The sequence below is a fragment of the Oleiphilus messinensis genome (assembly GCF_002162375.1).
Lineage (GTDB): Bacteria > Pseudomonadota > Gammaproteobacteria > Pseudomonadales > Oleiphilaceae > Oleiphilus > Oleiphilus messinensis.
The window spans coordinates 5,177,045-5,202,465 of the sequence record NZ_CP021425.1; the positions used below are offsets into that span (position 1 = coordinate 5,177,045).

The following is a 25,421-nucleotide window of genomic DNA, read 5'->3' on the forward strand; positions in this document are numbered from 1 at the left end:
CAGCGAGTTTACCGTGCGAGTGATGACATGAGTATGTCAGCCTGGCATTTGCTTAATCATCATCCCGATGACGCGCCATACGAGAATTTATTTTTTCTTCCAGCTCTGCCCGCTGCTCATCTGTTAACAGGGCGTACACATCTTTTCGCACCTGCCCAATCACCAGAATTTGCGCACGAACTTTTTCCGCCATTTGATCCGCAACTTCCGTTAATTTTTCCTGATAATCTGCGGCATCAGGTTTGGTCTCGAACATAAAAGTCCGCACCATCTGGCGATGTTCACCGGGTTCACCCAGTTGCGCCTTGGCATTGGTGATAATGGCTTCCACCTGTGTTTCCTGAGTGTCGGTCAGATCAAGGTGTTTGACCATTTTCGAAATTTTATGCAGGCCACCATAGGCACGGTCATGATGGCCACGCTTGCCCCAACCCTCCCCATAGGCACTTCCGGCAGCAATGGCGGTCGCCAGTGAACAGGCGATAAAAGCAGTTTTGATTCGATGTGATCTTCTGGATTTAAACATGTGAAACTCCTGTATTTACAACATACGTTAATTGGTAAAACTGTCGTTGATAGAAAACGGTAGCGGGTACAAACCAGCAATACTCAAAGTACGCGAATCGATTCGGTATGATTTCAGTGTACGGGGATTTTTGTTAAGTAGGGTCAAGCCAATGTAAAGTTCCTGTAAAGCCAAAATCCGTATCGATGAGGCTGTGTTAAACTCGAATCATCAAAGATCAACTCCGAACGAATAGGCTGTACATGCAAGACCGGAAAGCGATTCTGGCAATTGAGGATGACCCTGAACTGGGGTCGTTGCTAAAAGAACTCCTGGAGACAGAGCAATTTGATGTCACCCTTGCGACCAGTGGGGAAGACGGCTTGCGCGATTTGCAGCACACTGCTTTTTCCGCAGTCATTCTGGACATCATGCTACCGGGTATCGATGGTCTGGAGGTTTTACGCCAGATTCGCAGCACCCAGACCACCCCCATCATGATGTTGACGGCTCGCGGTGAAGAGTTGGATCGCATCATCGGATTTGAAATGGGTGCGGATGATTACCTGCCAAAACCGTTTAATCCGAGAGAATTGATTGCGCGTCTCAAAGCGCTGATTCGCAGGGTCGCCATGGACCAGAAAACTGAAGCAAGCGCCAACAACGGGGATATCCAAATTGGCGACCTGAAAATCACAACGAAATCCAGACAAGTCTTTGCCCACAATACCCTACTCTCCCTCACCCAGGTTGAATTCGAGCTGCTGACCATTCTGGCGGGGCAGCCTGACGAGGTTTTGCATAAAGCCGACCTGTGCGAACAGACACTGCACCGCAAGCTGACCCTCTATGATCGCGCCATCGACGTTCACATCAGTAATTTACGCAAAAAGTTAAGTCAAGCGGGTGCAACCAGCCCGGTAATCCACACCATTCGAGGCATAGGGTATAAATTGACAGCTGATAACGGATTGAGGGCCTAACCATGAAACCTCACCGCTGCCGGGAACCCGATTCAGGTCATGACCGGGGATCACGCAGACTGTTTTTCAAAATTCTAATGATTTTTTGGGGCGCAATATTCCTGACCATTGCCAGCAATGCCCTGCTGACTCATCAAATTGCACAAATCGAATTGGAAAAGAAGATTAAAGAGACCCGCATTAGTGAACTCGCTGCCGATGCGGTGAGTGTATACGAAACCGGAGGTATGAGTGCGCTGGAGCACTGGCTACACCGGCAGAAGCGCTTGCTTGGACTCCGTGCCGCTCTGCATGATGCCCAGGGTCGACGTATTGAACCGGCGACGCCACCAGAGCTTGACCACACGCGGGATCATGACCGAATCACGGAAGAGGACAAAGAGCCCCGCCCCTGGCAACGCTGGTCACCCCGAAACTTCAGTCACCCGGCCAAACCAATTGATATTCCGGTAACCTCTGCGCAAGGGCAGGACTATCACTTTATTCTACTGCCTTCCCGGTTCACGCGGGCACTGTTCTCTGCGCCGGAATACTACCGCTGGATTCGCTTTCTGGTTTCTTTCATTATTATTGCGACCGCATCATGGTTGCTGAGCCGACACTTGGGCAGACCCATCAAAGCACTTTCCAGAGCCAGCCGGAAAATGGCAGAAGGGGATTTAAGTGTCAGAGTACTTCCGGAGATTGGTGCCCGAAAAGACGAACTGGGGGACATGGCGGAAGACTTTGATCACATGGCAGAACAGGTGGAGCATCTGGTCACGCAGCAACAACAATTATTTCGGGATATATCCCATGAACTGCGCACCCCCCTCACCCGTCAGCAACTGCAGATCGAGCTGGCACGACGAAAAGGCCTGAGTGAAGAAACCCTGGACAAACTCGCGGCACAAAACGACGCCATGAACCAATTGATTGAACAGGTATTAACCCTGTCCAAAGCGACGCTCACCCCATCAAAATCGGCACCCGAGGTTTTTGATATCAGTACGCTTGTCGCCGAGATTATTCAGCAAAACCGAGCGGAGATCGAAAGCAAGCAGCAACACCTGAATGCCGCGCTCAACGTAACGGCAACCGTGAGAGCTGAGCGGGAATCCTTACAGCGCGGCCTGGAAAACCTGCTCCGTAATGCCATTAAATTCAGCCCCGAAGGTTCCGGCATTCAAGTTGGCACAGCGTTGCAAACCGGTCATGTGAAAATCAGTATCACGGATGAAGGGCCGGGATTACAGGGCGAACGGCCGGAGAATCTGATCCAGCCCTTCAAACGGGGTGCCAACCCCAATGGCGCAAAAGGCTTTGGTATCGGCCTGGCCATTGCGCATCAAGCCATCGCTCAGGCGGGTGGGACGCTTGGTTTCGAGGAGGCACCGGCTTCTGGATTAACCGTAACGATCACCTTGCCGTTGTATCGCTAGGTTTCCGGGTTAAAGTCACACTTCCAGAACCGCAACTTTCAAAGGTGGCTGGTCATCAAAACTGGGAAAATCTTCTTCCGGGGTGAGCAATTGCAGTTGTTTTGCAGGACGACCGGCTTTTTGGGCGGCGCGTTGTAATTGCTCAAGCCATTGCCCGGAAGCCACTTTGGCGACATTATTGGTACAGATCAGCACGCCACCTTCAGCAGTGCTGAGCAGCGCTGGCTTGAACACCGAGGCATAATCATTGACAAGATCCACCACGCCGAATGGACTCTTCGCCCAACGCGGCGGATCCAGCAAGACCAGATCGAATTGCTGCACAGGCCGTTTTCGAATTTTGCCCCGATTTTGACCTCGCCTTCCACCGACATTGAGCCCGGCAAACTGGCGGACGACGGCAAAGTAGTCATCCTGTACAAACTTGATCACATCAGTGGATAGATCATTCAGAGCCGCATTTTCTTTGCCTACTGCAAGACTGGATTCAGCAAAATCGACATTGATGACCTGCTTCGCACCCCCTAGCGCTGCAGCCACTCCCGCCCCACAAGTATAGGCGAACGTATTCAACACCGATTTACCCGCACTGCTTGCTTGCAAATAACGGCGAACCACACGAAGATCCAGAAACAGCAGCGGGTCCTGCCCCTGATGACGGGCCTGACACGCAACTTTCATCCCCAACTCCAGTCCGACTTGCCGGGTTTTGGCAAAAGTCTCAAGTGACGGTGACAAGGTGTTCTGATAACGGGAATTTGTTGCGCTTCGGTCGTTATAAATCAGGGTGCACAAGGGCAATTCCCCCTTGTAAAACAGTTCAAGTCCTTCCAGTTCCGCATCGGTCAAACTCTGGTGAAAAGTTTGCACCAGCACGGTTTCAGCATAACGGTCAATCGTCACGCCCGCCCCGCCCTCTGCACTGCCGTGAAACAGTCGATAACAGCTTGTTTGCTCTTGGGCGCACCTTGCCATAAAACTTGAACGACGGTGCCACGCCGACTCCACAGCCTGAAGTAATTCGGGTACGGACATAAGAGACGATCTCCTGCTTTTGCTGGGAAAAAACCGCTAGTTTGGCACATTCAGACGGTTTTGACACTTTCAGATAGTTTTGACAAATTCAGACGGTTTTGACACATCCTAAACAACCATTTGTGCTAATACCGCTATAAAACCGGGCTAGACGACAGCGATTTGATCAAATAGATCAATACACATCAAACAGTTGATTATGTAAGTCAACAAAGCACAAGAAAGTGGACTGTACTGAGTCGCAACTGTTGAAAAAAAGTACAGCAGCGGTTGACGCGCATGGCAATACGATAGACAATATCTCTGGTTTAAAAAAGAACAATAATCGAAGACGCATCAACCTATTAGCGCACCAAATTTATTATCTTCCGAAATACAGTCGTAAATTTGACGCATTCACTGATCACTCAATCTTCGCGTTTCAGTTTTTCATGAAAAAACATCGTAGCCTGCCCGTAATTATCTTTGCTGCACTGCTAATCGTGAGCACGACAATTGTTTTCGTGGTAGGTGGTGTATTGATCGCCACGGAGATGTCACACCAGAATATTCCCCTGGGCAGTGCCGGAGCGGATCCGATTATTAATCAACGCATTACGCTACTGTTGGGGTTATTGATTGGAGTGTTGGGTCTTGCGGCGTTGGTCAGTTACTTTATCGTGCGTAAAATCAGCGGCCAGCTAAACCTGTTCCTGGATGATATGCGAACGTTTGCATTGGACAATAAACCCATCGACACTTCACGCCTGGATATAAAAGAACTGTACACTCTGGGCCAGACCGCCAACCGCTTTTCCCAGCAGCGGGCGTTAATGCTCCGTGAGCTGCAACGCCTTTCACAGCGAGACCCATTAACTGATTTGTACAATCGCCGCCATATATCCGAAATTCTGGTTTTGGAAGAGGCCCGCTGCAAACGGAAACAAGGTGGATTCGGGCTGATTATTTGTGATATCGATTTTTTCAAAGCCATTAATGACAGCCTTGGACATGATGCTGGTGATGTGGTGTTGAGGCAGGTTGCACAGAGTTTAAAAAACACGTTACGCAAACATGATTATATTGCCCGTTGGGGCGGAGAAGAATTTCTAATCATGTTGCCGGATGCCAACCTGAATGCATCAAAGTGTGTGGCCGAAAAGTTGTGTGAAGCTATCGGAAACCTGCACATCCCCTACAAAGACCAAATGGTGAACGTAACTATTACCTGCGGTGTCACACTGCATGGCGGGGAAATGGAACTGATGGAGTCGATAGACCGAGCCGATAAAGCGCTTTACGATGGCAAACGTGGCGGACGGAATCGAGTCGTCATCAAGCCACCTGTAGGATTGGCTGTCGCGTCATAAAGTACGGAAATGGTGAAGAGTACAGGCACTCGGGAATGCTGCACTGGAACAGACGACCTGCGGTATGGCAGATCGTCCTGAATAAAACCGGTCTAACGCGTGCCGAATACGACCATGGTTTTGCCTTTGACCTGCACCAGCCCCTGATCTTCCAGCGTTTTCAAAACCCGGCCGACCATTTCGCGGGAGCACCCCACGATACGTCCGATTTCCTGACGGGTGATTTTGATTTGCATGCCGTCAGGGTGAGTCATGGCGTCGGGCTCCTTACACAAATCCAATAACGTTCGTGCAACACGCCCTGTCACATCAAGAAAGGCCAGATCGCCCACTTTGCGGGTTGTCTGACGCAAGCGGGAAGCCATTTGCTCGCCGATAAAGTACAGAATTCGCGGATCTTCCTGGGAAATTTCCCGGAACTTGGTATAGCTGATTTCCGCGACTTCACACTCTGACTTGGCTTTAACCCAGGCGCTTCGGGAATCCATATTGTCAAACAGACCCATTTCACCAAAAAAGTCGCCTGCATTAAGATAGGCCATAATCATTTCCCGGCCATCGTCATCTTCAATAATGACCGTGACAGATCCCTTGATGATATAAAACAGTGAATCGCTTTTGTCACCCGCATAAATAATCGTACTTTTTGCCGGGTAACGGCGACGGTGACATTGCGAAAGAAAAAAATCCAGATGTTTTGTTTTGCTTTCTACCGGTTTAACGATTGAAGCCATGTTCTATAGTCCCGTATGAAAACGACGCAAAATACCCTGCCTGGTCAAACATTGCGCTTTATTTTTCTTTTCTGTTGACTGGAACCCTGAGGGTGCCACCGAAAAATATCAGCAGGCCCCGAAATGGTATTTATAACGCCTTTGGTCATCCCTTAAAATTCAGCAGGTTACAATATATTGTCACAAGGTTCCAGAGCAATCCTCTCTATCCTTGAAATTAGTATAGATCAGTTATGAAAAAACGCCTGCCTGGCCGTGAGAGTCTGTTGCAAATCAATGAATAGCAGACCAAGCGCCCTGAATATGGTAGGCTTGCCAGTCCAGTTGGGTCAGTGCATGTCAGATGCTTAATTTTGAGAGGAATACACAAATTTCATGAAGGCCAAAATCACTTGGGCTGGCGATGCCCGTTTTGACGCAGAATCCGGTTCCGGTCACCAGGTCACGCTGGATGGTCCTCCCGATCATGGCGGTAAGAATCAGGGCCCGCGCCCCATGGAAATGATGCTTATGGGACTGGGTGGCTGCACCTCATTTGATGTCATGAGTATTTTGAAGAAGTCCCGCCAGGATGTCGTCGATTGCGTCGCCACTCTGGAGGCCCAGCGAGCAGATACCGTACCCAGTGTGTTTACCGACATTCACGTGCACTTCACCATTTCCGGCAGAAACCTGAAGGAGAATCTGGTGAAACGTGCCGTTCAGCTTTCTGCGGAGAAGTATTGCTCTGCTTCAATTATGCTGGAAAAAGGCGGGGTAAAAATTACCCACGATTACGAAATTGTGGCTGTAGATTAAGCTCCATTTTTTTGCTTACCATTCTGCCGATTTGTGTGCATAATACGCACCCTTCGGCTCCGCCAGCAATTCAGTTTCACTACCCCCTTTTTTGTCGCAAACAGGGCGCAAAGTTGGGATTGAATCCGGGTCAGGCGGTTTGAAACCTTTATCCTTTGCGAGATTACTAATGGATAGACTCAAACTTCACGGGTTTAACAACCTCACCAAATCGCTCAGCTTTAACATCTACGATATTTGCTATGCCAAAACCGAGAAGCATAAGCAGGAATATATCGCCTATATCGATGAAATGTACAATGCGGAGCGACTCACTCAAATTCTGACGGATGTTGTGAAAATCATCGGAGCCAATATCCTGAATGTTGCCCGTCAGGATTATGATCCCCACGGTGCGAGCGTGACCATGCTGATTGCAGAGCACGAAATCATTCCATCTGTGGACGAATACGAGCAAGAGAGCCCAGGCCCGTTGCCTGAAGCGGTTGTTGCGCACCTGGACAAGAGCCACGTAACGGTTCATACCTATCCGGAAAGCCACCCCGATGATGGTATCAGTACCTTCAGAGCAGATATCGACGTTTCGACCTGTGGTTTGATTTCTCCTCTAAAAGCACTGAACTACCTGATTCACAGCTTCGACTCCGATATTGTCGCAGTCGACTATCGTGTACGCGGTTTTACCCGGGATGTGGATGGCAACAAGCATTATATCGATCACAAAATAAACTCAATCCAGAACTACCTGAGTGAAGATACGCAAGACAGCTATCAAATGATAGATGTAAACGTGTATCAGGAAAACCTGTTCCACACCAAAATGCTTTTGAAAGATTTTGATCTGGACAATTATCTGTTCGGTGCAGGTACCGATGAGATCAATCCAGAAGAACGCATTCATATAGAAGAACGTCTGCGCAAGGAAATGCTGGAGATATTCTACAGCCGTAACCTTTCCTGAGCCTCATTAAGCCAATCGCGGCAATGCCCCCGTACCGACACCAATCCGTGTACCATTGCCGCTCGCTATGTTCTGCATTGCCTCATTACAGCGGGTTCCCGTTAAATAAACGCCTTGTTCTGCAAAATATTCAACACCATCGGCCGCAGGATCAAATCAACTGCGAGTGACATTTTGTGTCCGGGGATGACCAAGGTATCGTGGCGGGAGACAAATGACCCTGGCAACATTTGCAGTAAATAAGGGAAGTTAACATCACGAAAGTGTTTGAAGCGGATCAGCACCATACTCTCCGCATCCGAGGGCACATCCCGCATCACAAAGGGGTTGGACGTATCTACAAGCGGCACGCGCTGAAAGTTAATATCAGTATTGGAGAATTGCGGCACGATGTGCCTGACATAGTCTTCCATTCGCTTGATGATCGTATTGACCACTGCATCTTCACTGTAGCCCCGAAAACGGGTGTCACGATAGATTTTCTGAATCCATTCCAGGTTGACAATCGGTGCCATTCCAATCAATAAATCCACATGCTGAACGATATTGTATTTGTCGGTAACAACGCCGCCGTGCAATCCTTCATAGAACAGTAAATCGGAGTTACCGGGTAAGGATGCCCAAGGCGTGAAGGTTCCCGGCAGAAAACCGGCCCGTACCAGTTCATCGCTATCATCATGAACATAATGACGGTATTGTCCGGTTCCGGTGGTGCCGTAATCCTGAAAAAGGGCTTCCAGTTTATCGATATGATTGGCGTTCAGTGAAAAATGGTTTTTTTCCCCATGCTGCCCTTTGGCAGCAAGCTTGGCCATTTGTTCACGGGTATATTTGTGAAAGCTGTCACCATGCACTATGGCTGCATCAATCTTCTCTTCAGAAAAAATTTTCTCAAATATTTCCGCTGCTGTGGTTGTGCCCGCGCCGGATGAACCGGTAACCGCAATGATAGGATACTTCGATGACATTCCATGCCTCAGACTGGGTAAAGTGCAATGATAGCCAATGGCGAGGTTACGCCGCCAGGATCAAAATAACTCACGGATCAAAACGACGTAATCAGACGGGGTTTTTCGATGCAGTACCCTTGGGCATAATCCACCCCCATGGCAGTCAGCAGCTCAAGACTTTGGCGATCTTCCACTTGTGATGCTATCACTTCTTTCCCCATAAAGTGAACCATTTCTGTCATCGAACGCACCATGGCCTGATCACTTTCCGTTTTGGCCAGGTCTTTGATAAAACTTCCGTCAATTTTAATCCGGTCAACCGGCAGGCTCTTCAAGTAGTGGTAAGAAGACATGCCCGCCCCGAAGTTTCCAAGACAAAATTGACATCCGGTTTCTTTAAGCTCGTTCATGAAATCAACAACATCGCTGATATTTGATATGGCCGCAGCTTCTGTAATTTCAAAACAGACTTTTTCCATGGGTGAATTACGTTCACTCAACCGGTCGAAGACAAATTCAAGCAGCTCTTCATCGTTCAGCGAGTTACCGGAAAGGTTAATGCATACCTGCCCCATACTTTTTAATGCAGCAGGGTTATTATCCATCCAGTCCAGCATATGCCCGACCACCCAACGATCAACTGCCTGCATACGATTATAGTGCTCTGCTGTACGCACAAATTCCGTAGCAGGAATCAAATGGCCTTTGTCATCGTATATACTCAAGAGAATTTCGTGCTGTGTACCCAATGATGCGGACGATTGCAGGGGAATGATCTTTTGACAACGCAGGAGAATACGTTCTTTATCCAGGTCTTTAAAGCCAGCAACCTTGGCCACAATTTGCTCTTGCTGGGACAAATTTGTCTCATCAAACGAATAGGTGTACAACCGATTTTGTCCCAGTTTCTTGGAATTGCGACAGGCACTTTCTGCGGCAGACATCAGCTTTTCGGTATTGGTCACGAATTGATTTGTTGAGGCGACCCCAACACTGACTGATATTGAATATTCACTGCCATCCCAGCTGAATACATGCTCATGGATCGCTTTGATGAATTGTCTGGCGATCATCTCGACATTCTGACGGGTGACCACCACGGCAAACTCATTCCCCCCCAATCTTGCCAGAATGGCTCCGGGCGGGGCATAGGCTTTGAGTATATCAGCCACCTCTTTCAATAATTGGTCTCCGGCATCATATCCAGCCGTGTCGTTAATAATCTTGAACTGCCGCAGATCAATATGGATCAGGGTGCACTCCTCACCTTCCGCCTGCTGGATCAGCAGATTTTCCACCGTTCGTTCAACTTCTTTACGGTTGGCAAGACCGGTAATTTCATCATGTGTTGTGGCGAACGAAAGCTGTTCATAGACTTGTTTGACCATATTATCGAGACTCTCGTCTACGATAGGCACTTCGTAATCCGGGTCGAGCACCAATAACGCCTTCTGGAGCTGAGCAGCCAGCTGGTTTAAATTCAACTCAACCACCTTCATGCCCTGATGGTTAACAAAGACAAACCGGGAAAAATTGTGCCCCACCCAAACCAGCCGCATATGTTGAGGCGTTTCCGGGTTCTGGAGTGACTTTAACCAATCACCTGGCCGTAAATTCTGCGCTCTGGAGATCCAGCGATTTAAATTCTTGTGCCGATTCTCCGCCACCATCGTCACATCAGCAGCTTCACTTTCTTCACGGCTTTCAGGAATCTCAATCACTTCAGGAGCATGTTCTCTGCTCCCCACAATAAACCGTTTTAACTCATCTCGAATATGGCCTGAGGGGATGTGACTGGACGAAATCGATGCCAGTCCCTCCTGAATCAGCTTCAGTAATTCCGGCAAGTTAAGATCCATATGGGGGTTATCGCCATAAGACAACAAGGTATCCAATACGCTCAGGTAGTCCTGCCAGGTTTGACTTTCCCCACCCTGCCGAATGTAAACCAGGGACAACAGATCCCGCCAACCACCATTAATCAAACTGATAATGGCTTTGGGCACCTTACGCCCGGCGATACGCTTTTCTATTTCCTTGTTTACGATTTTTTTGGCCAGTTCGACTTTCTGGGCGCCCTCAGCGGCTGCCATTACCCGCTCGACATTACGTCGATAAAGCAAGTTCTGCCGTTCTACCATTTCATCCAGATCAGCAACCACTTCATCAAAAACACTGTTATCCTGCTCATATTCGCGATTAATACGGTCGATGAGTTGTTCAATTTTCTGTTGATGAGCGGGGCTCGGACGTCCGCCTTTCACACCCAGTTGTCCGATCCGGTTAATGACAACACGGACAGGCGAATTTTTGTCCTCGAAGAACTTTTTATCTTGCAAAAGTGCACGCAATACCGGGATTTGCAATTGCTTGATTTGAAGTTTTGCCTGTTCGGTGAGCTTATGGTTATCCCGTAAACTTTCGAAAAAACGATCCACAACATCCAGTGTTTCTTCCTGTTGCGGCGAAAATGCTTTTTCAACAGGATGCTCCTCCTTCAAGACCTCTCTGACTTTTGCAGAAAGGTCATCGCCATCCGGCAGCACACTGGTACCTACAGAGAGCTGTTGCAATCGTTGCAAACTCTGATTCAGCTCGTCGGGACTCCACTTCGGAACATCCTGCAACTGACGTACAGTCGATTGCTGCGAAGATAAGGTACCGTGTCGAGTTTTTTCCAATACGGAAAAGAGGTTTTGAACCGTCTTGAAGACCTGCTCGGCTTCATTGGCATGGGCTTTGTAATTCGCCACGACCTCACGGTAGTCAGCGGCCATAAACGGAGGCGTCAATGCCCGTTCTGCGTCCTCACGGGACAGTTCTGGAACCTTTTTATTCATCCAGGGATACGCACGAGCTCCAGTCGCAGCGGCTGAATCCGTCCCGGATTCGGTTTTGTCCGTGGGTGTGGGTTTGATCGCATTGACCGAAGCAAGCGAAGCGCCCATATTTTCGGATTGATGTAATTCTTCAGCACTGAGTTTTTGATCAGCTCCGGAAAATTTATCAGACCCGTATGTTTTTCCGGCACTGACCTCATCTGCGGAAACCCGTTGTGCTGAAACCTGTGCTGAGGCCAGTCGCTTCGCCTCTTCTTTTACCGCTTTTTCAATATCGGCGGGTTTGGACTTGCGATTAAGCAGATACTTGCTGAGATCCAAATCAGGCAGAATACCCTGCCGAATCATGATCTGGTTTAATTCCTGATAGAGTGGCTCGAGCTTTCGCAAAACCTCGTATTCAAAGGTGCGAAAATAAGTCTTCTCAGCCGGTTTAGGCAAATCAAGCTGATCAGAAGCCTTTTTAAAGGCATAGCAGATTAATGCTGGCCCCAGCGGGTTTTGATAGCCAGTATCATTCACGATGCCCACGTTATCGAGCCGCATTTTCAATTCCAGCAGCGGCCCACGATACAGGGTTTCCGCTTTGGTGATCATGACTTTAACCGTCAGCCAGTCTTCAAACTCCGACTTATCCACCAAACTCAAATGGTCTTCCCCATGGCCATTGGCCGAATCGGCTATACCGTGTTGACGCAGCGGTGAAGAGACCCGTTGCAAGACCTCTTCAATGGCGTTCTTCTTGCGATTCGCCACGTGCATGGCCGCATCCATGATTTCATTGCCCAACTGATTCGATGCCGCACTATTGGCGGAAGCTTTGAGCCCTTGATCAACCGCCGAGAAGAACTCATCCAGCAACGGACCGATATGGGCCAGAATGGCTTTGGAACATTGCCGGACAATGAACTTTGCCTTGCTTGAATTCGATGACACATTCGCCTGATCAGCGATGCCACTACAGGCTCTGAGCATGGCCGAGAATGCATTTGGATTCGACTCCAGAAACATGACTCCCATCGCACCGTCGATAACCCGTACTGGTTTCACCAGCAGCGAAAACGACTGCCCCGACACCGAAAAATCAACATTGAATTCAAAATCACTTTGTCGCTGCTCGATAAAATGCAGCCGGTCTGCAATATCGCTGGAATATTTGAGAAATAACCCTTCAGCGCAGAAGTCCTCTATCGTGCAGGCCCAAGATGTTTTGTTCCGCCAGCAGAGTGTCGCGTTGAGATGAATGGGTCTTCGGGGGCTTGAGCGCCTTTCCATCCTGATTCCTTCAATACATTTGCAGTGATCCCTTTGCTATTATAGCCAAGGTTAAGGCCAACACCGGCCTGGCATCATAAAAACCAATCAATTTTCATGCGCCCGAAGATTCGGGCCTGTGGACATTTCATTTATCTAACTGTTTAAGAGCCCTACCACGCCTATATGAGCAGCTTAAATACCCGGAAAAATACGAGAACCTTGTCCCGCCCCAAGCGCATCGCGACCTATATCAACAGCTTAGTGGGTATTGTACTGCTCTTGATGCTTTCGGCATGCAGTGAACTTACCTACTATTTTCAAGCCACACAAGGGCAATTGGGTTTACTCGCAGCAAGAGAACCAATCGATAAGCTGGTTACTCCAGAGTCCACCACATCTGCAGCGGTCAAAAACCGGCTTCAATTCATTCAGGGTGTAAGAACCTTTGCTGAAACAGCACTCGTACTTCCTGTCGGAGACGCCTATGCCGATTATGTTGAGGTTGGTGCACCTTATGTTATTTGGAATGTCAGCGCTGCCGATGAATTTTCACTGGATGGAAAACAATGGTGTTATCCCATCGTAGGGTGCCAAACCTACCGCGGCTATTTCGACCAACAGGATGCCGAGCAATTCGGCGAAAACCTCCGGAAAGAAGGGCTTGATGTCTGGGTCGGCGGTGTCGAGGCTTACTCAACGCTGGGCTGGTTTGATGACCCGGTATTGAGTACATTCCTGAAACGGGACAATACCTCGCTGGCCGCACTCTTGTTCCACGAACTGGCTCATCGTGTCATCTATATCGCCGGTGATACAGCATTCAACGAAAGCTTTGCAACAGCCGTTGAACTGGCTGCCATTCAAATTTGGCTAAAACAACACAACAACACCGCATACCAGCGCTATCAACAGCGATTTCAAGCCAAACTGACGTTTATAAATCTGATTTTACAAACGAATGCAGAGCTGACCAGCCTGTATCAAAAAGATCTACCCGATGCTCAAAAACGTGCGGATAAAAAACAGCTGATTGAGACGCTTAGAGCTCGTTTCGCAGATAAAGTCGCAGCAAAGGAATTGCCACCGGGATACAGTTACTGGTTTTCCAGCGAAATCAACAACGCAAAACTGATGTCAGTAGCCAATTATTACAATCATGTGGATGGCTTCCTACAACTTTTGGACAACAACGAAGGTGACTTTACGCAGTTTTATCAAGCTGTCGAGCAATTGGGTAGTGAGGCACCGGAAGCGCGCAATCTAACCTTGCAGCGCCTCGCAGCACAATACCGAGCCGGGAAATAGCAAACACTGTAATACAAAGTGCCAGCGCGCGTTACCACACTTGAACACAGCTCATCACAGCATTTTGATAAACAATTTGGAATTTCGCTGATTGTTGTACGCCGCCCGCTTGGACTCAGGCAGTTCATTGATGCTCGCAGGCACAAAACCACGCTCCCGGAACCAGTGTTCTGTTTGCGTGGTCAATGCAAATATTCGGTTCAGTTTCAATCTTCGCGCTTTGTCTTCAATAATCTGTAGCAGGGTATCACCACGCCCGTGGCGTCGATAGCGTGAAGATACAGCAAAACAAGCCAGCTCACCGATCCTTTCCGATGGATATGGATACAGCGCGGCACAACCAATGATACCGCCATCACGCTCATCAACGGTGAACTTGTCAATTTCCATTTCCAGCAGTTCTCTCGAGCGCCGGATCAATATACCCTGCTCTTCAAGCGGCCGGAGTAACTCGCTGATGCCGCCGATATCCGTTAGTTTGGCCGGCCGGATTTGTTCATAGTCCTGGGCGGAGATCATGGTTCCCAACCCGTCACGCGTGAACATTTCCTGCAATAGTGCCCCTTCATGCTGGAAACTCAAAACATAGGAACGATCGACGCCCTGATGACATGCCGTACAGATAAACGCCAGTAAATCCCGACACTCCGGGTCAAGTGCATCTTGTGGAGACACACCTTCAACCTGGGCTAATAACCGTTGCGCGCGGGCCAGAGAAAGCTCCCGAATCAGGTCACCATTGCCATCAAGAATACCGCCCTGTTCGGAAAACATGATCAGTTTATGGGCTCCAATTGCGCTGGCAACTGACGCGGCGACATCCTCATAGCTGAGATTGAAAGCCTCTCCCGTTAACGAATAGCCGATGGATGGCAGGAGTACGATTGCTTGTTGATCGAGAAACTGCTGAATCGCATGGGCATCAACTTTACGCACACGCCCTGTGAATCCATAATCTACACCGTCTAATACACCCACCGGGCGGGACATGACAAAATTACCACTGATCACCTTGATACTGGCACCATGCATGGGCGAATTGGCCATTCCTGCGGAAAGTAACGCTTCAAGCTGACAACGCAAGCCACCTGCGGCCTGTAACACATGAGGCATTGCGCGGGCTGAAGTAACCCGGAGCTTGCCACAGACTTGGTCATCAATTCCAGCCTGATGAAGTGCCCGGTTGATTTGCGGGCGGGCACCAAAAACCAGCACGATCTTAACGCCGAGACTGTTCAGCATTGCCACATCATGAACAATATCAATCAGGTTTTCGTGATCTAATGCATCGCCACTTAGTGCGATAACTAGCCGTTTACCCCGGTTAGCATTGATATAGGGTGAAGTCTGGCGAAACCACCTGATCCAGTTTTGATTCTCCACACTCAGGTCAGCGTTTCTTTTTGGGTTACCCGAATCTTCGGCTGTATGCTCAAAACGGGAACGACTGCTGATACCCGCACTCTCTCTTTCCGAACTACTCAACGTCTATGTACCTCGATTAGACCTGCCCGCCCTGGGAGAAAACATCAAAAACAATAGTGATGAATCAACTTCTCAATCGTAGATATTGCCGGATTGAGTTGATCAAGAGACAAATATTCATTTGGCTGGTGTGCCTGATCGATTGACCCTGCACCTAAAATTACCGTTTCCAGCCCCATTGCTTGAAGAAAGGGTCCTTCAGTTGCAAACGCCACACTCCCCGCGGCACGGGCAGTATATTGTTCACACAATTGGACAATTTCCGCATCAGCACGGGTTTCAAATGCATCTACGCCGGGAAACAAGGAGTCCATGGTAAATCGAATCCCGTCACGTTCGGCAATAGGTTGCACCAGATCATGGATTTCCTGACGCAAATCATCCAGTTTCATACCCGGTAACGGGCGCAAATCAAACTGTAATTCACAAGCACCACAGATCCTGTTAGGGTTGTCACCACCGTGGATATGACCGAGATTCAAAGTCGGAACGGAAACCTCGAACCCCGAATCGCGATACTTCGCCTGCATCTCACGCCGGTAGGTCAACAACGCACCCAACACGCTGTGCATGCAATCCAATGCATTATTACCCAATTCAGGATTAGAAGAATGCCCACTTTGGCCAACGAGTCGAATAGCCTCCATCATAATGCCTTTGTGCATCCGGATTGGTTGTAAATTCGTCGGTTCACCAATAATTGCAGCCCGGGCAAAAGGAAAATCCTGGTGCTTGAACGAACGGGCACCACACATGGAGCTTTCTTCATCAGCCGTCGCCAATACGGTCAAAGGGTGCTGCAAATTACCCAGCTCAACGCGCTCCAGCGCACTCAATACGATCGGAAAAAAACCTTTCATATCGCAACTGCCCAAGCCATAGTAACGCCCATCCCGTTCGACCATTTTGAACGGATCTGTCTGCCAAAGTGATGTATCGCAGGGTACCGTGTCACTGTGGCCGGATAGCACCAATCCTCGACGAACGCTGTTATCGTTTACCGGCCCAATATCAGCCTGGAGATTAAACTTTCCCGGAAATCCTGGAACTGCAGTAACCGCAACCCGAAATCCAAGCCGCTCCAGCCATTCCGCCAATAACAGGATGACTGATTCATTGCTTTGATCCCATTGTGGCGAAGAACAGCTAACGGAAGGACGGGCAATCAACTCTGACAACATGGTTGGCAGATTCGGTATTTTTTGCATCAGCACGGGCTCTCTCTTGGCTCTCTTGGTTCTATTAGCTTTCTTAAAAGAGGTTAGTCAAATATGATGTCACTTTGGCTCAATAATATATCTCGGCAGATTCGATTTGTTTCTTCTCAATGAAATAAGAAACAGTTCCGCCTTTAACCTGGCTCTCCACTTCCACTCGAAACTCCTCGATGGCGACCAGCACGCCTTCAACCAGGCGGCCATCATCCAACTGCAACTTAACGGGACGATTAGCGTAATTATCCATATTTTCAACCGGAACCCCTCTGTATTTCGCGACGTATACGGTTTTCGATGCTTCGGCCTGGCGAGCTAAGGCTTCCTGGCGCATTTGCTCAAGCGCCTCCGGCGTGAAATCAAGCTGGTTTAACTGGTCTCGGTCGATCCGGATGAGCTCTGCCCCTAAAGGTTGTCCACCCAGGAGTAACTGGATTTTAACGTGCTCAAGAATTTCAGCTGTTTTTTCGCCCAAAGGCATTTCTGTATCATTCCAGTCATCCAGGGAAAACGATTGGGTAGGACTCGCACCTACAGCCAGGGCTTTTCCTTGTGTCATATACTGTTTCCAGGCATCGGCAAAAACAGGGGAAAGGTAAACCCCGTTTTCCTGTAAGGCGGCAAGACGATTCTGTAAATAGCCCGCAACAAATTCCTGTTCACTGGCATTACTGATGCGACTGCAATAGAACCCGATGCGTCGGAAATACCCCTCATCTTTAACGTTAAGCGATGCCTTTTTCAGGCTCGGCCAGCCTGCGAACAATGTTGTCGGCCGTACGCGATCCGCATCATAGTCAAGGACGACATCAAGTAAACCTCGTCCCATGCCCGCCCCCTCGACGTTCAAGCGAGCAGACAAGGCTCCTTCAGCGGGTGCGTAAACATAATTAAGCCTGACATTGTAGTCCAGCTTTTCGTACCCCATTGCTTGTAGCTGACGACCCGTGAGGTATTCGTTATCCCCACAGTCATAAAGGCGGAAAGGCGAAAAAGCGGAAAAACGGGCATCATTCGGTAGCAGCGAATTAAACGAACTCGGTGACAACTGTAAAACCACATGCTCCGCGTTGATAGTCAGCTCATCGGGATACCAGCCCTGATGTACCCCCCATGCAAATTCAAGCATTGGTTTGATACCGTCGAACTGCAACTGGAGGCGTTGAACCACAATTTCGTTTTTCAGTGCAAACGAATTAATCGAGAGGCGCTCAACCACAATATCGCCATCAAACGACGTTGATATCCACTTCCAATTGATCACACCGTAGGGTGTGAATGCTTCTTTCATTTGATTGAGCTGCTGGGATACCAGGTACCACATCCCACCTTTAAACGCCCCAAATACTACAATGGCGGCCAGTATGAGTGTCGCGAATAACTTTTTAAGAAAGCCCATGTTGTTATTTATTGCCTTAATTGTCGTGGAGTTGAGCAAAACTTTAGGGTCTGTATAACACGTATGCTTTCAAGTATACAACCGCTGGTGCCAATGATCTCGAAACCTGTCGAAAGACCGCAATATAGGGATAATTTTTTTAATAAAATACTACTTTGTACGTATTTTTAACTATTATTATCAAGGACTGCGCTAACGCAACGAGATTTTGTGCTAAAGTCGGCGAAAAGCCGGTTTACACTCATAATAATTGAGATTGAACCTATAATAATTGAAATCGAACCTATAATAATTAAAACAGTCTCGGCAAATAAAACCGAACCAGCACTTGAGACAGATATCTGCGCTTGTGAAGTTTCGAAACAACAGAATTCCAATTAGATCAAACCGATTTGGCCAATGAAATCACAAGGCGAACTAACCCAGGCGATCCATTATCTCAAACTTGCTTTGCCAGAAATGAGCAAACGCAATATCCCGACGACGCCGCAAAACTATGCTGTCTGGTATGAATATATCGCAGGCAACAATGGAGCGCTGCGTAAAGAAATTGATTCGCTGATTAAAAAAGGCGCTGATTTCTCGGGGAAAATCAATTCATCGCTCTATCAAAAACACATTGAAGGAAACAGCCTCTCTGCAGTCGACTCGATTCGTACCGAAGTCAGGAAGATCATTAACGATTTGCTGCAGCAATTTTCCAGCAGTAGCGATGGACTCGCCGGATACGGTGAAGTTCTGGAGCGTTTTTCCGAGAATATTGAATCCGCGGACGATGTAGACAGCATCCGATTTCTGGTAACCGAACTGGTTAACCAGACCAAAGAACAGGAACAACGCACCCGGGACATGCAGAGCAGTCTGCAAAAGATGGCAGAAGAAATTCAGTCCCTCAAAGGTGAAGTGGAAAAACTGAATATGACGGCAACCACGGACGGTTTGACCAAAGTGGCCAATCGCCGTTTTTTTGATGACGAATTGATAAACGCCTGCACCCACTGTCATCGCAATCACTTGCCACTCTCCCTTTTGATTCTGGATATCGATCACTTCAAGAATTTCAATGATGAACATGGCCACTTGACGGGCGACAAAGTGCTGAAGTTCGTTGCGACTATCATCAAAAAGCATTTCAAAGGCAAAGATACGGTTGCCCGATTCGGAGGGGAGGAATTCGCCGTCATTCTACCTGAAACAGAATACGATGATGCCCTGATTATCGCCGAAAAAGTGCGTCAACGGATCGCCAAGCAAAACCTTACGGACAGCCAGGATAACAAAACCCTGGGCTCGATAACGATTTCCATAGGTGTAGCCCGGTTCAGGGGAACCGAATCAACGGACAACCTGGTACACAGAGCCGACGAGTGCCTTTATGCGGCAAAACGGCAGGGCCGTAACCAGGTTATCGGTGAGAAATCTATCAGCACCGTTTTCTAACGTAACGATGATTAAGGCTTATTGGTTATCAATGTACCGACGCCTTCATCGGTAAATATCTCCAATAGGGTGGCATGGGCGACTCGACCATCAATGATGTGGGCACTTGTCACACCGTTGTTTACCGCATCCAGCGCACAACGTATTTTGGGTAACATCCCGCCATAAATTGTGCCATCCTCAATGAGCCCCTCGACTTGCTCACCATTGAGTCCCGTCAGAATATTTCCGCCCTTGTCCTGTAATCCGGCAATATTGGTCAACAAAATTAACTTTTCCGCATCCAGCTCTTCTGCAACCTTGCCGGCGACGAGATCAGCGTTAATATTATAGGAGACACCATTCTCATCGACGCCAATAGGCGCAATAACGGGAATCACATTGCTATTGGTCAACATTGTGATCACGCTTTTACGAATTTTCTCGACTTCACCGACATGACCGATATCGATAATCTCGGATTTACGCATCTCCGGCATCGAATCCTTGATTTCAAGCTTACGGGCTTTGATAAAGTTACCGTCTTTACCGGTCAAACCCAGGGCCGTTCCGCCATTCCGATTGATCAATGCAACAATGTCTTTGTTGACCAATCCGCCTAAAACCATTTCCACCACATCCATGGTCGCGCTATCGGTTACTCGCATACCGTCTACAAATCGGGTGGGTATACTCAGCTTGTCCAGCAGTTCACCAATTTGCGGGCCACCACCGTGAACAATGATAGGATTGATTCCCACCAGTTTCATCAAGACCACGTCCCGGGCAAAACTATTCTTGAGCTCTTCATTTTCCATGGCATTACCACCATATTTAATCACAATGGTTTTCCCGGAAAACCGTTGTATATAGGGTAAAGCCTTGCTGAGTACAGAGGCGACCTGAATGGCCGATTCTCGATCTAGGGTCATTTCCTTCTCTTTCCAACTTCGCATAGTTTCTCAAGCCCGCTCTAACATTTAACCAGAGCCGGTATTAAAAATTCAGTTCCAGAGTACTATCAATCTGGCTCAGCAGGTTCTTGAATAGCGCGATGATGCGTTGCAAAGCATCATCCGAATCAGCCTCAAACCGCAGCACCAGAACCGGACTCGTATTTGACGCCCGACACAGCCCCCAACCATCCGGGTAATCGACACGGACACCATCAATGGTCGATACACTGCCTTCGCCAAAGTGATTACTTTGACTAAGTTTCTCGACAATAGCAAATTTCTTGTCTTCCGCGACCGCAACGTTGATTTCCGGTGTACTCACATCCTCCGGGAAGGCATCGAATACCTCATGACAATCCCGTTCGTCCAGTCCCAGAATCTCCAGCAATCGGGCCGCACTATAAAGCCCGTCATCAAAACCGAACCAACGCTCTTTGAAGAAAATATGGCCGGACATTTCACCCGCTAACAACGCACCGGTTTCCGCCATTTTAGCTTTAATCAGAGAATGGCCCGTTTTCCACATAATCGGTCGCCCGCCATACTCGCCAACCAGATTGATCAAACGCCTGGAACACTTCACATCAAAAATAATGTCTGCGCCGGGGTTACGTGAGACAACATCTTTTGCAAAGAGCATGAGCAGGCGATCCGGCCAGATAATTTTTCCTTCATTGGTTACTACGCCGATGCGATCACCATCACCATCGAAAGCGATTCCCAGGTCTGCAGCTTCAGACTCTACCGCAGCGATTAGATCTGCAAGATTTTCCGGGCGACTGGGATCCGGATGATGATTCGGGAAATTACCATCCACTTCACAATGCAAAGGCACCACTTCACACCCGAGTTCCTCGAGCAGCATCGGCGCCAAATTCCCTGCCACACCGTTTCCGGCATCCACGACAACCCTCAACGGTGCTGCAACGGCGATATCATTCAATATGGTATCAACATACTCTCGCTGGACGTCCTGCTCACTTACCGTGCCAGAGCCCTGAACAAACTCCTGATGGGTAATTCGGGCGTACAAGCGCTGGATAGCGTCTTCAGCAAGTGTTTCGCCCCCTAACATGGTTTTTATCCCGTTATACTGGGGCGGATTATGACTACCGGTGATCATCACCCCCGATCCGCCAGACAGTGTGTGAGCCGCAAAATAAAGAACCGGTGTCGGAACCAGACCTACGCTGATCACGTTGCACCCGGTATCAGTAAGACCCGCGATAAGCGACTGTGCAAAATCAGGACTGGAGGCCCGACCATCGTAACCAACACAAACCTGATCCAGCCCCCGCTTGATTGCTTCACTACCGATTGCCCGGCCGATGTAGGTTATGACGTCAGAGGTCAGTGTCTCGCCAACAATACCCCGGATATCATAGGCTCGGAAAATTTCCGGTGCGATGGCAATTTGCTGGGTTTCCTGCAGATCAACACCATCCAGTTCAGAAAGGTCATCAAGATCAACCCCATCAAACAAAGCGCCATCGCTATCTTCTTCCAGAACGGTTTCCGAACTGGACATCCCCAGAACATCCTCATCATCGGCGATCAGATCGACTCCAATATCTCCAGTGGTTTCCGGGGTTGTTTTCTCCAAGGATGTTTTCGCCTCATCCGACTGGGCTGGCGCTGTGGATTGTGAGGGGGCATCGGCAGCCGGCGGGGAGGCTTTTTTGGTTTGACCACGGGTCAGCAATTCCAGTTTATTCGCAACAGAATAAATCAGGCCAAACTGAACCACCAGCCGCTTTTTATTGCTGCCTTCCAAATTTTGAGAAATGTGTGCTGTCATGGCGATCAAGTCTTTGCGCAATTTGCGTATAAAATCATTCCACAACAGAGAGAGCAGTAAAATGGAAACAACCGTCCCGATCACAAAACTCAAATAGAGCATGGTACGATCAATTATTTGCAGTTGCTCTTCCGGGCTATACTGCAGAACCCAGCCCGGAACAGAGGTATTCTTGTTGACGACGACTTCTGATAGCTGCCCCGATGTTAAAAAAGCAGACTCTTTATCACCGCGCCGTTGCAACAGGTGTACCCCACCTTTAACGTTTGCAACCAAATCCGAGAAGATTGAAGGATTGAATACCACCAGAAGCGTGCCGATGAGTTCACCGGACGAAAGGGCAACCGGGGAGGAAATCTGAAGCTTCCAGGTATTTTCCAGCAGAAAAGCCTCAGGGTGTGTATCTTCGCCCTTTTCCGTACGCCGCAACAGATCCAGATTGGCAAACCCCAATCGGGTACCATCCCCGGCTTTACGGGTTATCCCCCCTTTGGGAAACAGATAAACTTTCTCTGCAAACGGAATGATCTGGCTTAAATCCGAAGTGACCGCGATTTCATTCGCACCTTGAGCGGTAGAATTCTTGATCAGCTGAGTTTCCGAGGCTTCTTTAACTTGCGACCGGAGCAATTTGACATTTTGATTAATACTGTTGACCAAAAGATCGGTGGAGCGCTGATTGATCGTCGCCGCGCTAGCCTGCTCAGTAGGTTGAATAACCAGAAATTCGAGGAGCGATACGCATGCAGCAAAGCCCAACACGGCACTGACAATCATTTTAATCAGATAAGCGTTAACATTCGCATGTTTCGCATCTTCAGTTGTTGATTGAGGCGCTTTTCCCTTTTTGCCGGTTTTTCCTTTTTTGACATCCTTTGCATTGGCTGTTTCAGCCTGATCTTTTTTCCTGAGCATAATACCTGCGCTTTACTGTTGAGCCCTGGCCGTCACGGGTCCGGGCATGATCCTCGCCCCAGATGGCCAGACCACCTGAAGATTAATCTATCTGATCAAGTGTAGTGAAGAATCAGGCTGCTTACACAGAAAAGTGAAAAAGAGGGCGCTCCCCCTTTTTTGAAATCCCTTGTACCGTTCGGCAATCAGTGTCGTCCGGTTGAACCAAAGCCACCCTGCCCCCGATCCGTCGTTTCAAACTCCTTGACGATTTCAAGTTCCGTCTGAAGTACTGGGACAATGACCATTTGCGCGATGCGTTCACCGACTTTCAATTCAAATGCGGTATCACCTCGATTCCAGCAAGACACCATCAACTGTCCCTGATAATCGGAGTCAATCAAACCCACCAGATTCCCCAGCACGATCCCGTGTTTGTGGCCCAATCCAGAACGCGGTAATAACATGGCAGCATAGCCCGGATCGCCAATATAAATTGCCAGCCCGGTAGGTACCAGCAACGTCTCTCCCGGTGCCAGCTCCACATCCTGTTCGAGACATGCACGCAAATCCAAACCGGCAGAACCATCGGTAGCATATTCAGGAAGCGGGATTTCCTGCCCGATTCGACTATCGAGAATCTTAACTTGAAGTTGTTTCATAGTACCTCTAAATACTGTATCAATTAATGCCTGTCGGTCAGGCCAGGTTTTATTGTGACTAATGAACCGGCGACTTCCCGGTTATTTCAATACCGATTGACCGATAGCCCCCAAATGCCGCCCGTCAATATCCGCAATGAAATCGATCAAGTCTTGAGCCAATTGGGTTTTAGGGCGCTTGCCAAAATCATGTTGCCCGTCCTTCCAAAGCACACTGACCCGATTACTGTCACTATTGAAGCCAATACTTAAATCGGAAACGTCGTTGGCAACAATCATGTCGAGGTTTTTACGGGCAAGCTTCCCTTTCGCATAGTTCAGGACATCATTCGTTTCTGCGGCAAAGCCAACAGTAAACGGTTTCTCCGGTAAGGCGGCAACAGCGGCAACAATATCCGGATTACGGGTCAATCGTACGATCATTTCGTCATTGTTCTTTTTGATTTTCTGATCCGCGACGGATTCAGGTCGATAATCAGCAACAGCCGCTGTCGCGATAAAGATATCACATTGTTTTTGTACCGCAGACATCACGGCATCATACATTTGTTGCGCAGAGCTAACACCAACCCGGCTAACACCTGCCGGACAAGCCAAGTGCACAGGACCGGAGATCAAGGTCACTTTAGCGCCCGCCGCAGCAGCGGCTTCAGCTAATGCATAACCCATTTTTCCGGAACTGTGGTTGCTGATGAAACGAACCGGGTCGAGAGCTTCCCGAGTCGGCCCCGCCGTTAACACAACATGTTTACCGATAAGCTTCGTACCCACTGGCTCTGCACTCTGCTTCGGGGTCAATTGTCCTGAGCATAGCTTGACAGTTTTATCCGTGATGACTTCCGGTTCCAACATACGGCCAGGACCTGTATCACCACATGCTTGCGCGCCCTCATCTGGCCCCCAGACCAATGCGGTCCCAAGCTCCGCAATCAGCCCGATATTTCGTTGTGTCGCTGCGTGCTTCCACATCGCCTGGTTCATCGCAGGCACGAGTACCACCTGAGCCGAAGTCGCAAGACAGAGTGTTGTGAGTAAATCATCGGCCAATCCGTGACTGTATCGAGCGATGAAGTTTGCCGTAGCGGGCGCAATCAAGACCAGGTCAGCCCATTTGGCCAACTCAATATGACCCATACCGGCCTCAGCTTCCGCATCAAGCAAACTGGAGCGAACAGGCCTGCCCGATAACGCCTGGAATGTCATAGGCTGAATAAATGCCAGGGCACCCTCCGTCATTACAACCTGAACCTGCGCCCCCAGCTTAACCAAATTGCGCACCAGCTCTGCAGATTTATAGGCTGCAATTCCGCCAGTCACACCAACAACAATTTTTTTCCCTTGCATGGTCGTTTTCTCTATGAATCGACGAATAATGGTCCACAGCTCTGACTCTCTAAGGGTATAAAGCACCGGCACAGAAAGCGATCCGTGAATATCCCGCTAAGATAGCATCCAA

19 protein-coding genes are annotated in these 25,421 nt (G+C 48.8%); 7 read left to right on the top strand and 12 right to left on the bottom strand.

Annotated features, from left to right (window positions below; translation table 11 throughout):
* Window positions 1-52 precede the first annotated feature (52 nt).
* A complete protein-coding gene (locus OLMES_RS22470; RefSeq protein WP_087463310.1) occupies window positions 53-526 on the bottom strand; it encodes a Spy/CpxP family protein refolding chaperone in 474 nt (157 codons plus the stop codon).
* 242 nt (window positions 527-768) lie between these two features.
* Here OLMES_RS22470 and OLMES_RS22475 point away from each other — a divergent pair, with 242 nt between their 5' ends.
* Together OLMES_RS22475 and OLMES_RS22480 are read left to right on the top strand one after the other, a co-directional pair.
* The gene (locus OLMES_RS22475; RefSeq protein WP_087463311.1) at window positions 769-1,488 is read left to right on the top strand and encodes a response regulator transcription factor; all 720 of its coding nucleotides are present in this window, start codon (window positions 769-771) and stop codon (window positions 1,486-1,488) included.
* 2 nt (window positions 1,489-1,490) lie between these two features.
* Window positions 1,491-2,909, top strand: coding sequence for a sensor histidine kinase (locus OLMES_RS22480; RefSeq protein WP_087463312.1), 1,419 nt, complete (start codon window positions 1,491-1,493; stop codon window positions 2,907-2,909).
* Window positions 2,910-2,924: 15 nt separating this feature from the next.
* Here the strand turns inward: OLMES_RS22480 and OLMES_RS22485 are convergent, their stop codons facing one another.
* Entirely contained in the window at window positions 2,925-3,944 is a 1,020-nt protein-coding gene (locus tag OLMES_RS22485) for a class I SAM-dependent rRNA methyltransferase (protein ID WP_087463313.1), read from the bottom strand.
* A gap of 431 nt (window positions 3,945-4,375) precedes the next feature.
* Between OLMES_RS22485 and OLMES_RS22490 the strand changes: the two genes are divergently transcribed.
* Window positions 4,376-5,293: a GGDEF domain-containing protein gene (locus OLMES_RS22490; RefSeq protein ID WP_157678464.1), complete on the top strand. Its 918-nt coding sequence runs from the start codon at window positions 4,376-4,378 to the stop codon at window positions 5,291-5,293.
* Between the two features lie 92 nt (window positions 5,294-5,385).
* Here OLMES_RS22490 and crp read toward each other — a convergent pair whose 3' ends face one another.
* Window positions 5,386-6,027 carry a cAMP-activated global transcriptional regulator CRP gene (gene crp, locus OLMES_RS22495; RefSeq protein WP_087463315.1) on the bottom strand — a complete coding sequence of 214 codons (642 nt, stop codon included), beginning with the start codon at window positions 6,025-6,027 and terminating at the stop codon, window positions 5,386-5,388.
* A gap of 375 nt (window positions 6,028-6,402) precedes the next feature.
* On the opposite strand from crp, the gene OLMES_RS22500 reads away from it, so the two are divergent.
* Together OLMES_RS22500 and speD are read left to right on the top strand one after the other, a co-directional pair.
* Window positions 6,403-6,825: an OsmC family protein gene (locus OLMES_RS22500; protein ID WP_087463316.1), complete on the top strand. Its 423-nt coding sequence runs from the start codon at window positions 6,403-6,405 to the stop codon at window positions 6,823-6,825.
* Between the two features lie 169 nt (window positions 6,826-6,994).
* Window positions 6,995-7,786: an adenosylmethionine decarboxylase gene (speD, locus tag OLMES_RS22505; RefSeq protein ID WP_087463317.1), complete on the top strand. Its 792-nt coding sequence runs from the start codon at window positions 6,995-6,997 to the stop codon at window positions 7,784-7,786.
* Between the two features lie 101 nt (window positions 7,787-7,887).
* On the opposite strand, the gene OLMES_RS22510 is transcribed toward speD, so the two are convergent.
* On the bottom strand, window positions 7,888-8,754 hold the full coding sequence (locus tag OLMES_RS22510; RefSeq protein ID WP_087463318.1) for a phosphoribulokinase: 867 nt from the start codon (window positions 8,752-8,754) through the stop codon (window positions 7,888-7,890).
* 77 nt (window positions 8,755-8,831) lie between these two features.
* A complete protein-coding gene (locus tag OLMES_RS22515) occupies window positions 8,832-12,851 on the bottom strand; it encodes a DUF1631 family protein (RefSeq protein WP_087463319.1) in 4,020 nt (1,339 codons plus the stop codon).
* Between the two features lie 165 nt (window positions 12,852-13,016).
* On the opposite strand from OLMES_RS22515, the gene OLMES_RS22520 reads away from it, so the two are divergent.
* On the top strand, window positions 13,017-14,138 hold the full coding sequence (locus tag OLMES_RS22520; protein ID WP_087463320.1) for an aminopeptidase: 1,122 nt from the start codon (window positions 13,017-13,019) through the stop codon (window positions 14,136-14,138).
* 54 nt (window positions 14,139-14,192) lie between these two features.
* Here OLMES_RS22520 and argA read toward each other — a convergent pair whose 3' ends face one another.
* The 3 genes from argA to OLMES_RS22535 form a co-directional block, all read right to left on the bottom strand.
* Entirely contained in the window at window positions 14,193-15,623 is a 1,431-nt protein-coding gene (gene argA / locus OLMES_RS22525) for an amino-acid N-acetyltransferase (protein ID WP_232465181.1), read from the bottom strand.
* Between the two features lie 44 nt (window positions 15,624-15,667).
* Window positions 15,668-16,831 (bottom strand): acetylornithine deacetylase, encoded by a 1,164-nt coding sequence (argE, locus tag OLMES_RS22530; protein WP_087464625.1) that lies wholly within the window; start codon window positions 16,829-16,831, stop codon window positions 15,668-15,670.
* A 79-nt stretch (window positions 16,832-16,910) separates the two neighbouring features.
* On the bottom strand, window positions 16,911-18,236 hold the full coding sequence (locus tag OLMES_RS22535; protein WP_087463321.1) for a hypothetical protein: 1,326 nt from the start codon (window positions 18,234-18,236) through the stop codon (window positions 16,911-16,913).
* A 399-nt stretch (window positions 18,237-18,635) separates the two neighbouring features.
* On the opposite strand from OLMES_RS22535, the gene OLMES_RS22540 reads away from it, so the two are divergent.
* Window positions 18,636-19,676, top strand: a complete 1,041-nt coding sequence (locus tag OLMES_RS22540) for a GGDEF domain-containing protein (RefSeq protein WP_087463322.1) — start codon at window positions 18,636-18,638, stop codon at window positions 19,674-19,676.
* Window positions 19,677-19,687: 11 nt separating this feature from the next.
* Here OLMES_RS22540 and argB read toward each other — a convergent pair whose 3' ends face one another.
* The 4 genes from argB to coaBC all read right to left on the bottom strand — a co-directional run bounded on the left by argB (window position 19,688) and on the right by coaBC (window position 25,309).
* Window positions 19,688-20,587, bottom strand: coding sequence for an acetylglutamate kinase (gene argB, locus OLMES_RS22545; RefSeq protein ID WP_087463323.1), 900 nt, complete (start codon window positions 20,585-20,587; stop codon window positions 19,688-19,690).
* A 64-nt stretch (window positions 20,588-20,651) separates the two neighbouring features.
* Entirely contained in the window at window positions 20,652-23,324 is a 2,673-nt protein-coding gene (locus OLMES_RS28965) for a phosphomannomutase/phosphoglucomutase (RefSeq protein ID WP_332454914.1), read from the bottom strand.
* Between the two features lie 185 nt (window positions 23,325-23,509).
* Window positions 23,510-23,965, bottom strand: a complete 456-nt coding sequence (gene dut, locus OLMES_RS22555) for a dUTP diphosphatase (RefSeq protein WP_087463325.1) — start codon at window positions 23,963-23,965, stop codon at window positions 23,510-23,512.
* A gap of 81 nt (window positions 23,966-24,046) precedes the next feature.
* Window positions 24,047-25,309, bottom strand: coding sequence for a bifunctional phosphopantothenoylcysteine decarboxylase/phosphopantothenate--cysteine ligase CoaBC (coaBC, locus tag OLMES_RS22560; RefSeq protein WP_087463326.1), 1,263 nt, complete (start codon window positions 25,307-25,309; stop codon window positions 24,047-24,049).
* Window positions 25,310-25,421 lie beyond the last annotated feature (112 nt).